Below are 6,794 nucleotides of genomic sequence, written 5' to 3'. Positions count from 1 at the left end.
AGTCTCCCACGGTCTGTACTGGTTAGAGTCAGATGACGAGCTTTAGTCCCACCCACCCCTTCAAGTCTAAACATACAAGCGAGCCTGCTCGCGATGAGGCCGGTACAGCCAACCAATAATCTGAAGGATCAACCGCGAGCAAACTCCACCGCTTTCTTGAACTGCTCATCCGTCGGCTGCACGCCGGTGTACAGGACAAACTGCTCCAGCGCCTGGATCGCGATCACTTCCAACCCGGTAATGACGCGTTTGCCCTCGGCGCGACCGCGCACGATCAGCGGTGTTTCCGAGGGAATCGCCACCACATCGAAGACAGTTTCGGCAGCCGCGATGGTTTCAGCGTCGAACGCCAGTTGATCGGCCTCGGGACCGCCGCTCATGCCGATCGGCGTGACGTTGATCAACATCTGCGGACGCTGAGAGCCCAGTTCCGCCTGCCACTGATAGCCCAGTGATTCAGCCAACGCCCGCCCGGCCTGTTCGTTACGGGCCACGATCACGCCGTTTTGATAGCCGCCATCACGCAAGGCACTGGCCACGGCTTTGGCCATGCCGCCGCTGCCGCGCAGGGCAAAGGTCGATTCCTTCGGCACCTGATGGGTTTCAAGCAGCTGGGCGATGGCGATGTAATCGGTGTTGTAGGCTTTGAGATGGCCATGGGTGTTGACGATGGTATTGATCGATTGAATGGCCGCTGCGGACGCGTCCAGCTCATCGACCAGCGCAATGCAGGCCTCCTTGAACGGCATCGACACGCCGCAGCCACGAATACCCAGCGCACGAATGCCGCCAACAGCACCCGGCAGATCCTGACTGCTGAACGCCTTGTAGTAGAAATTCAGGCCCAACTGTTCATACAGATGATTGTGAAACCGCAGGCCGAAATTGCCGGGACGCCCGGAAAGCGACATGCACAGCTGGGTGTCTCGGTTGGGGTTCATCTGCATGAAATATCTCCTTCATAAGCACTTTCAGATGGACGGGATGAGCCATTCCATCGAATTCTGATCGATCATAACGGCGTGCCCGCGCAGGGTGGCAGCGGCCGTAAAGAAGCCGGTACAGACCTTACACAAAATTTACCCAACGGCTGTGCTGATTTTCAAAAAAACGCTGTCTTAGAGGTATCCCCGCGACGATCCTTGGGTCTATTGCAGACGCAAGCGCCGGGTCGAAGAACCGAGGAATTATCATGATCCGTAAAATCCCCACAGTTGCCTTGCTGCTCGGTGCTCTTGCTATCACAGGGCAGGCAGAGGCTGGCGGCGGTCACGGTTGGCAGGGTCCAGCGGTATTTGGCGCGATCGTTGGTTCGGCGATCGTCGGCTCGGCCATCATCAACAGCAACCGACCGGTGTATGTACAACAACCGGTCTACGCCCAGCCTCAGCCGGTTTACATACAACAGCCACCACCGGTTTATTACCAGCCTGCGCCAGTCTACGTGCAGCAACCGGTCTACTACGCACCACCGCCGGTTTACTACGGCCCGCCCCGTGGTTATTACGGTCCACCGCGCGGTTACTACGGCCATCCCCACGGTTATGGCCGCTGGTAACAGACTCATCAGGCCCCGCCTAATCAGCGGGGCTTTTTTGTGACCGTTCGTCGGCGAAGGTCTGGAAAAATCGCGCCAATGTCGCTGTGGAGACAGTGTGGACGGTTCAAGTTGGCAAGATTGACTCGACCGCCCTTCCCCCGACTTGGGAAAAACGGTCATATTTATGTCATGTCAGCTCCGCAAGCTTGGATCTGTGCGTAAACAACAGGTTGATAAAAACAAGGACGACCTCATGCCCACGCAAAACCCGCACCGCATTGTCGGCTTGTGCACTTCCAGCAAGGTGTACAACGCTTTGACCGAACTCAAGCACCTGGAAGGCCATCGCAGCGCCAAGTTTCTTTCGCTGCTGGCCGAAAACCTGGTGCGCAAAGGCCTGCTCAACGAGCAGGAAGTGGTCCATATGCTTGACCTGGTGGTCGACTGAGCTGAAAACTCATTGGCGTCAATGACGACTATCGAAAGTGTTGATTGTCCGTTCGCGAGGCAGGTCCGTAAGGTAGCTCCATCGATTGATGGAGGTATTTATGTCCCAGGTTCAGATCATGTCCGTAATTGGCAGCGCCGTTCCCGCACCGCTCAGAGAGCTAGGATTGCTCGCCTGTTGGTATCTGGTGCAGGACGGCGAACCGATCAGCGGACCGCTCACTTCGCTGCCGGCCGCCAAGGCACTGTCGCAACAAATCGGCCAGGGGCAGCTCAGCGCTTAAGGCAGCTGCACCCTTGGTTTGGTTTCGATGAAGATCGCCCAGCTCGACATGAACAGCGCTGCAATCAGCGGCCCGATAACAAAGCCGTTCAGGCCGAAAATGGCCAGACCGCCAAGGGTCGAGATGAGGATCAGATAGTCCGGCATCTTCGTGTCCTTGCCCACCAGGATAGGGCGCAGCACGTTATCCACCAGGCCGATCACAAAAACCCCGAACAACCCCAGCACCATCCCTTGCCAGATCGCCCCGGTGAACAGGAAGAACGCCGCTACCGGTGCCCAGACAATCCCGGCCCCAACGGCTGGCAACAGCGATAGAAACGCCATCAATACCGCCCAGAGCAACGCGCTCGGGATGTCCAGAAACCAGAAAATCAAACCGCCCAATGCGCCCTGCGTAATCGCCACCAGCAGGTTGCCCTTTACGGTCGCCCGCACCACACGGTTGAACTTCAGCTGCAAACGGCGTTTCTGGTGCTCCTGCAACGGGACGGCGGAGCGAACTTTACGCGCCAGTTCCGCACCGTCTCGCAGGAAGAAGAACAGCAGGTAGAGCATGATGAAAAAACCCACCACAAAATCGAACGTGCCCTGACCGAAACTGAAGACTTGCGTGGCGACAAACTCATTGCCCGTCACCGCACTCTTGATGATTTTCTCCCGCAGCCCGTCCAGCTCGCCGAGCCCGGCCCGATCCAGCAAATGCTGGAAGTACGGCGGCAGGCTGTGTTTGAAATGCGTCACATACCCCGCGATGTCCAGCTCGCCGCTTTCGATGCTCTTGTACAGCGCAGCCCCTTCCTGAACCAGCAAGATGCTGAGGATAATCACCGGCAGGATCGCGATCACCAGGCAGATGCTCAGGGTGAGCAACGACGTCAGGTTGCGCGGCCAGCTGAACTTCAGTTGTATCCGGCGTTGCAGCGGCGCGAACAGAATCCCGAGGATCACCGCCCAGAACACCGCGCCGTAGAACGGCAGCAAAATCCAGATAAAGGCGGCGGTGACCACCCCGAGCAAGATCACCAGCGATTTGTTGTGTACCGTCTGTTCGTTCATGTCCGATCCATGTCAGTGCGCTCTCGTATTGAAGAGCCGTGCTGATGCTTAGTCCGCCACGGTTCGCGCGAGTGCCATCCGTTTGTTCATCAAGCATAGATCCAGATCAATGAACCTCGCGGGCAAGGCGATTACCCTCCCGGACTTTTGCGATCGACACTGCCATGACGCTCCTTGCCCCAGAACTGCTCGCTCCCGCCGGCACCTTGAAAAACATGCGATACGCCTTCGCCTACGGTGCCGATGCGGTCTACGCCGGCCAGCCGCGTTACAGCCTGCGGGTGCGCAACAACGAATTTGACCACGCCAATCTCGCGCTCGGCATCAAAGAGGCACAGGCCCAAGGCAAGCGCTTCTATGTGGTGGTGAACATTGCGCCGCACAACGCCAAGCTCAAGACCTTCCTCAACGACCTGGCCCCCGTGATTGCCATGGCCCCGGACGCTTTGATCATGTCCGACCCGGGCCTGATCATGCTGGTGCGCCGACACTTCCCGCAGATGCCGATTCACCTGTCGGTACAAGCCAACACGGTGAACTGGGCCAGTGTCGAGTTCTGGCAGCAACAGGGCTTGAGCCGGATCATCCTGTCCCGGGAACTGTCGCTGGAAGAAATCGCCGAGATCCGCCAGCACGTCCCGGCGATGGAGCTGGAGGTCTTTGTCCATGGCGCGCTGTGCATGGCCTATTCCGGCCGCTGCCTGTTATCGGGCTACATGAACAAGCGCGATGCCAATCAGGGCAGCTGCACTAACGCCTGTCGCTGGAAGTATTCGGCGACGCAAGCCACGGAAAACCAGCTCGGTGAAATCGTTCAGCAATTCCAGCCCGAGCCGACCCTGGGCATCGGCGCGCCGACCGATCAGGTGTTCCTGTTGCAGGAAGCCAATCGCCCTGACGAATTGATGCCGGCCTTCGAGGACGAGCACGGCACCTACATCATGAACGCCAAGGACCTGCGCGCCGTTCAGCATGTCGGGCGGCTGACGCAGATGGGCGTGCACTCGCTGAAGATCGAAGGCCGGACCAAATCGCACTTCTATTGCGCACGCACCACGCAGGTCTATCGCCGGGCGATTGATGATGCCGTGGCCGGTCGCGAGTTCGATCGCAGCTTGATGACGGATCTGGAGTCCCTGGCCCAGCGCGGCTACACCGAAGGCTTCCTGCGTCGGCATGTGCATGACGAATACCAGAACTATCAGCACGGCAGTTCGGTATCAGAGCGCCAGCAGTTTGTCGGCGAGTTGACCGGCGAGCGCCGTGATCGCCTGGCGCAGGTAAAGGTCAAGAACCGGTTCAGCCTGGGCGATCACATGGAGCTGATGACACCCCAGGGTAATTTCCACTTCGATCTGCATCAGTTGCAGAACATCAAAGGTGAAGCGATCGAAGTGGCGCCGGGGGATGGGCACACGGTGTATGTGCCGATTCCGGATGCGGTGGATTTGAAGTTCGGGTTGTTGATGCGGGATGTGGGTGTCGTTTAGCGCCTGTCCCCGCTGACACACGCCATGTGTCAGCGGCCGTTAATGCAAGGCTGGATGACTTTCTTCAACCCGGCGTTGTTTTTTGGCAATGAAAACGTAGCGGTCAACGGCTTGCCGCCCTCTTTGGGCGCCAGGAAAAGCTGCACGGGTTGGCCGCGTGAGGCATCACTCGCCCAGTAGGCCAATTCATCGCGCGGGATGGCTGTGTAGAGCGAAAAAATCGTACCCACCTGGAACACCCCGCCGTCAGTCCAACTGCCGGAGGTCTGGTGATCGACGGCGGTGCGTGCGCCGGTCGTGATTCGCATTGCCCCCACTGCACCCGGACCTTCAAATGGATCGCTGTTGAAGCCCAGCGACTCCGGTGCGAAATGCAGCGTAAGCCCGGCCTCTGGATTCTCCGGGTGGCAGCTGATTTGCAGATTGGCCTTGGTTTGATAGTCGCCGTAAGCGCTGTTGCCGTAAGTGCTCGCCGTCAGCAAGATGCCCTCGACATAGGGTTGCTCAACCAACCACACGGGATGCGCCGAGCTAATGACATGAATGCCATCAGCCGGCTCGCCCACGCCCTGTGCATGAGCATCGACATGTGAAAAACAGAGGGCAACGAGCACTTTTAAGGTGCGGGTATTAATGGAGCTGATCATAGAAGTGTTTGTCCGAGCACTCAGTCTCTGGTTTATGAAGTAAGCGTTACCTTTTCATCGGGATTTTTCTGCATCAGGCATTCCCCGTAAGGGTTGGTGTGACCCTGGCGTTGCCGGCAGATCCAACGCTCGCCCTTGTTCATGATCAGGACGGGCTCCAGCTTGTAGTTCAACTGGATATAGGCATTGGCGACCTCGATCGCCGCCGGACATGCGCGCTGCTTCGACTGCGTGGTGAGGGCATTGACGCCAAGACCGTTCGAGGCCGATCCACAATAGAGGGATCCGGTGTGGGCCTGCGTTGTCCCGGGGACGGACAACGCAAAGCCAATCGCAAAAAGGGAAAAGACAAAATCAGTGTGTCGCATCAGCATTGACTCGCAAGTTGATATCGAAGGTCTGCATCACGATTTCGCAGGTAACAGCAACGCCTTGACGGTCTTGTCAAAGTAAGCCACCTGTAGGGGGTAATCCTTCCCCAGCAGCTTGCCTTCGCCATACCAGGTGATGCCGCCCAGGTTCAGGATCAGACCATTGCTACCAAACTCGAATACGCTGCCTACGGAGCTACTGAAGAGAAACCGACTGTCATCCATTTGCAGCAACTTGTACTGCGTGTCCGCAGGCGGCAGTTGATCCTTGATGCGTTGCAGGTAAGTTGGAGCCAGGCGGGCAAACAATTGCCCGGCGCGCTCACGGTATTGCGGTATGGTCAAACCGGGACTGCGTTGCAACTCGGCGGCGATCAAGGCAAACACATCAGCATTGGCCCGCGCCTCCGCCAACTTGATCGACAGCGCCGTGGTCAACAACGCGTTATCAACCTGCAGCGACGATTTCTCCGGATGCCCATCGGTTGCCGGCGTTGTGACGGGGCGCATGAACTCGGCCACATTGACCGGCGACAATACGGTCGTCGCCAGATACGCCGCACAGGCCGTGGCTTGCCCTGACTGGTCGCCATTGATAAACAGCGAAAACTGGCTCCCTTTTTTCGGCAACTTCTCTGCGTCAACTCCTGCCTGCTTGAGGAAGGCGTTGACCTGCTCCTGCTTCACTTCGCCCCTGGCCAACGCGCAAAGCTGTTCCATCGCCGGCGCATTGCGCTGCCCGTTGAACTTCGGCGACAACTCGAATATCGCATCATGAATCACCGGCAGAGCGGGAATGTTGAGCCAGTTGGTCTTGACGTCCGCGGGTCTGTTGATCAGGAACTTGTCGTAACCGGCCAGTGCCAACAAAGTGATCAGAGTGGTGACGAAAATTGTTTTTATGTTCATGGTTTTTTGCCTGAGTAAAAGTCGGATAGATACGTATCAAAAACTGCC

The 6,794-nt window shown here is 57.7% G+C and carries 9 protein-coding genes; 4 read left to right on the top strand and 5 right to left on the bottom strand.

All coding sequences use genetic code 11. The features are described from left to right. Positions 1-128: 128 nt before the first annotated feature. Complete coding sequence (locus FBY01_RS19220) at positions 129-947, bottom strand: shikimate 5-dehydrogenase (RefSeq protein ID WP_145309041.1); 819 nt, start codon at positions 945-947, stop codon at positions 129-131. 245 nt (positions 948-1,192) lie between these two features. Between FBY01_RS19220 and FBY01_RS19215 the strand changes: the two genes are divergently transcribed. From FBY01_RS19215 to FBY01_RS19205, 3 genes are all read left to right on the top strand, one after another. Beyond that, on the top strand, positions 1,193-1,558 hold the full coding sequence (locus tag FBY01_RS19215; protein ID WP_010458670.1) for a hypothetical protein: 366 nt from the start codon (positions 1,193-1,195) through the stop codon (positions 1,556-1,558). Between the two features lie 235 nt (positions 1,559-1,793). Next, positions 1,794-1,988, top strand: a complete 195-nt coding sequence (locus FBY01_RS19210; RefSeq protein WP_003179723.1) for a hypothetical protein — start codon at positions 1,794-1,796, stop codon at positions 1,986-1,988. Between the two features lie 100 nt (positions 1,989-2,088). Beyond that, positions 2,089-2,271: a hypothetical protein gene (locus tag FBY01_RS19205; protein WP_010458664.1), complete on the top strand. Its 183-nt coding sequence runs from the start codon at positions 2,089-2,091 to the stop codon at positions 2,269-2,271. On the opposite strand, the gene FBY01_RS19200 is transcribed toward FBY01_RS19205, so the two are convergent. Further along, on the bottom strand, positions 2,268-3,329 hold the full coding sequence (locus FBY01_RS19200) for an AI-2E family transporter (RefSeq protein ID WP_145309039.1): 1,062 nt from the start codon (positions 3,327-3,329) through the stop codon (positions 2,268-2,270). The genes FBY01_RS19205 and FBY01_RS19200 overlap by 4 nt on opposite strands. Positions 3,330-3,493: 164 nt before the next feature. Here FBY01_RS19200 and yegQ point away from each other — a divergent pair, with 164 nt between their 5' ends. Beyond that, the gene (yegQ, locus tag FBY01_RS19195; RefSeq protein WP_145309037.1) at positions 3,494-4,819 is read left to right on the top strand and encodes a tRNA 5-hydroxyuridine modification protein YegQ; all 1,326 of its coding nucleotides are present in this window, start codon (positions 3,494-3,496) and stop codon (positions 4,817-4,819) included. Positions 4,820-4,848: 29 nt separating this feature from the next. On the opposite strand, the gene FBY01_RS19190 is transcribed toward yegQ, so the two are convergent. The 3 genes from FBY01_RS19190 to FBY01_RS19180 are packed head-to-tail and all read right to left on the bottom strand — an operon-like array spanning position 4,849 to position 6,746. Then, positions 4,849-5,466 (bottom strand): hypothetical protein, encoded by a 618-nt coding sequence (locus FBY01_RS19190; protein ID WP_145309035.1) that lies wholly within the window; start codon positions 5,464-5,466, stop codon positions 4,849-4,851. A gap of 32 nt (positions 5,467-5,498) precedes the next feature. Then, positions 5,499-5,840 carry a hypothetical protein gene (locus tag FBY01_RS19185; RefSeq protein ID WP_145309033.1) on the bottom strand — a complete coding sequence of 114 codons (342 nt, stop codon included), beginning with the start codon at positions 5,838-5,840 and terminating at the stop codon, positions 5,499-5,501. A gap of 30 nt (positions 5,841-5,870) precedes the next feature. After that, positions 5,871-6,746, bottom strand: a complete 876-nt coding sequence (locus FBY01_RS19180; protein WP_145309031.1) for a hypothetical protein — start codon at positions 6,744-6,746, stop codon at positions 5,871-5,873. Between the last annotated feature and the right edge of the window lie 48 nt (positions 6,747-6,794).

Source organism: Pseudomonas sp. SJZ077, assembly GCF_007993905.1.
Taxonomy (GTDB): Bacteria; Pseudomonadota; Gammaproteobacteria; order Pseudomonadales; family Pseudomonadaceae; genus Aquipseudomonas; species Aquipseudomonas mandelii.
Note: the sequence above shows the minus strand (reverse complement) of the source record. Positions and strands in the feature narration are given on the sequence as shown.

Excerpts from the sequence above, each read along its gene's own strand:
- FBY01_RS19205 (WP_010458664.1), top strand. The coding sequence starts at position 2,089 with ATGTCCCAGGTTCAGATCATGTCCGTAATTGGCAGCGCCGTTCCCGCA.
- yegQ (WP_145309037.1), top strand. The coding sequence starts at position 3,494 with ATGACGCTCCTTGCCCCAGAACTGCTCGCTCCCGCCGGCACCTTGAAA.
- FBY01_RS19180 (WP_145309031.1), bottom strand. The coding sequence starts at position 6,746 with ATGAACATAAAAACAATTTTCGTCACCACTCTGATCACTTTGTTGGCA.
- FBY01_RS19210 (WP_003179723.1), top strand. The coding sequence starts at position 1,794 with ATGCCCACGCAAAACCCGCACCGCATTGTCGGCTTGTGCACTTCCAGC.
- FBY01_RS19200 (WP_145309039.1), bottom strand. The coding sequence starts at position 3,329 with ATGAACGAACAGACGGTACACAACAAATCGCTGGTGATCTTGCTCGGG.
- FBY01_RS19220 (WP_145309041.1), bottom strand. The coding sequence starts at position 947 with ATGCAGATGAACCCCAACCGAGACACCCAGCTGTGCATGTCGCTTTCC.
- FBY01_RS19185 (WP_145309033.1), bottom strand. The coding sequence starts at position 5,840 with ATGCTGATGCGACACACTGATTTTGTCTTTTCCCTTTTTGCGATTGGC.
- FBY01_RS19190 (WP_145309035.1), bottom strand. The coding sequence starts at position 5,466 with ATGATCAGCTCCATTAATACCCGCACCTTAAAAGTGCTCGTTGCCCTC.
- FBY01_RS19215 (WP_010458670.1), top strand. The coding sequence starts at position 1,193 with ATGATCCGTAAAATCCCCACAGTTGCCTTGCTGCTCGGTGCTCTTGCT.